Here is a 2210-nt window from a genome sequence, read left to right on the forward strand (position 1 = left end):
CAGCATCGACCAGCGCGTGCTCGACCGCGGCCGGAGACGGCGCGCATGCGCCAGGACGTCCTGACCGGCGAGTGGGTCTCCATCGCGGCGAGCCGGCAGAACCGGGTGTTCCTGCCGCCGGCCGACCAGGACCCGCTCGCCCCGCAGACGCCGGAGAACCCCTCCGAGATCCCGAGCCGGTACGACGTCGCGGTGTTCGAGAACCGTTCGCCGTCGTTCGGTCCGGAGCTCGCGGGTCCGGACGGGGCTGCCGACGCACCGTCGTCGCTCGACTCCCTGTCCGACGTCGGGCTGAACCGGCAGTTCCGGAGCGTCGGCCGGTGCGAGGTCGTGTGCTTCTCGCCCGCGACCGAGGGCTCCTTCGCGTCGATCTCCGAGTCGCGCGCCCGCACCGTGGTCGAGGCGTGGGCGGACCGCACCGCGGCGCTCTCCGAGCTCCCGGGCATCCAGCAGGTGTTCCCGTTCGAGAACCGCGGCGAGGCCATCGGCGTCACGCTCCACCACCCGCACGGGCAGATCTACGCCTACCCCTACGTCACGCCGCGCACCCAGCGCCTCCTCTCGTCGATCGAGCGGTTCGGACCGGACCTGTTCGAGCAGCACCTCGCGAACGAGCGCGCGTCCGACCGGGTCGTCCTCGCCGGCGAGCACTTCACCGCCTTCGTGCCGTTCGCCGCGCGCTGGCCCATCGAGATCCACATGCTCCCGCACCGGCACGTCCCCGACTTCGCCGGCCTCACCGACGCCGAGAAGGACGAGCTGGCGCACATGCACCTACGGCTCACCCGCGGCATCGACAAGCTCTACGACGACCCGACGCCGTACATCGCCGCCTGGCACCAGGCGCCGGTGCACACCGGCCGCGACACCGTGCGGCTCATGCTCCAGATCACGTCCCCGCGCCGCGCGGCGGACAAGCTCAAGTTCCTGGCCGGCAGTGAAGCCGCCATGGGCGCGTGGATCGGGGACCTCGTCCCCGAGAAGGCGGCCGAGTTCATCCGAGGAGGGATCGAACGCGCATGACGTTCCAGCAGGTCTACGGGTACGAGCCCACGGTGCGGTACTCCGCGCCCGGTCGGGTCAACCTCATCGGCGAGCACACCGACTACAACGACGGCTACGTCCTGCCCTTCGCGATCGACCGTCGCACGACCGCCTCGATCGCCCAGCGGACGGACCGCGTACTGCGGGTCGCCTCGGCCTTCGACGCGTCCTCGGTGTTCGAGCTGGGCCTCGACGAGCTCGAGCCGTCGCGGATGAGCGGCTGGTCGGCCTACGTCCTCGGCATCGCGTGGGCGCTGCGTGAGCAGGCGGGTGCGGACCTCACGGACAAGACCGGCTTCGACGTCTTCATCGAGTCGGACGTCCCCGTCGGCGCGGGCCTGTCCTCGAGCGCGGCGATCGAGTGCGGCGTCGCACTCGCGTTCAACGACCTGTGGGAGCTCGGCCTGAGCCGGAAGCAGCTCGCACGCGTCGGCCAGTACTCCGAGAACCACGCCGTCGGTGCGCCGACCGGCATCATGGACCAGTCCGCCTCGCTGCTCGGCGAGCAGGACGCGGTGGTCTTCCTCGACTGCCGCACGCTCGACACCGCCGTCGTCGACCTCGCGCTCGAGGCGAACGGGCTCGAGGTCCTCGTCGTCGACACCCGCGTCGAGCACGCCCACGCCACCGGTGGCTACAAGGCCCGACGCGACTCGTGCGAGCGGGGTGCCTCGGTGATGGGCGTCGAGGCGCTGCGCGACCTGTCGGTCGACGACCTGCCGCGGGCGCAGGAACTCCTCGACGACGAGACCTTCCGTCGCGTCCGGCACGTCGTGACCGAGGACCAGCGTGTCCTCGACACCGTCCGCACGCTGCGCGAGCACGGACCGCGCTCCATCGGCTCGCTGCTCGTCGCCTCGCACGCGTCGATGCGCGACGACTTCGAGATCTCGGTGCCGGAGCTCGACCTCGCGGTCGAGACCGCGATGGCGCACGGTGCGGTCGGCGCGCGGATGACCGGCGGCGGCTTCGGTGGTGCGGCGATCGCGTTGGTCGACCAGGAGGCGCGGCAGACGATCGCAGACGCGGTCACCGCCGCCTTCGCCGCTGCCGGGTACCGCGAGCCGACGGTGTTCACGGTGCACGCCGCGCAGGGCGCCCGGCGCGACTGACGCGCCTCCGCCGCGCCGGTCGAGCCGCCGGTCAGCGGGTCGCGTGCCCTGTGG

General features: G+C 72.0%; 2 protein-coding genes. Both read left to right on the forward strand.

All coding sequences use genetic code 11. From position 1 onward, the window contains the following. Positions 1–1023 (forward strand): galactose-1-phosphate uridylyltransferase (gene galT, locus I5E_RS08815; protein ID WP_031261959.1); only part of this gene is annotated, 1023 nt, incomplete at its 5' end. After that, on the forward strand, positions 1020–2156 hold the full coding sequence (galK, locus tag I5E_RS08820; RefSeq protein ID WP_022906656.1) for a galactokinase: 1137 nt from the start codon (positions 1020–1022) through the stop codon (positions 2154–2156). The genes galT and galK, both read left to right, overlap by 4 nt. The last annotated feature ends 54 nt before the right edge of the window (positions 2157–2210 follow it).

Origin of the sequence: Curtobacterium sp. B18, assembly GCF_000333375.1 — a bacterium.
Lineage (GTDB): Bacteria > Actinomycetota > Actinomycetes > Actinomycetales > Microbacteriaceae > Curtobacterium.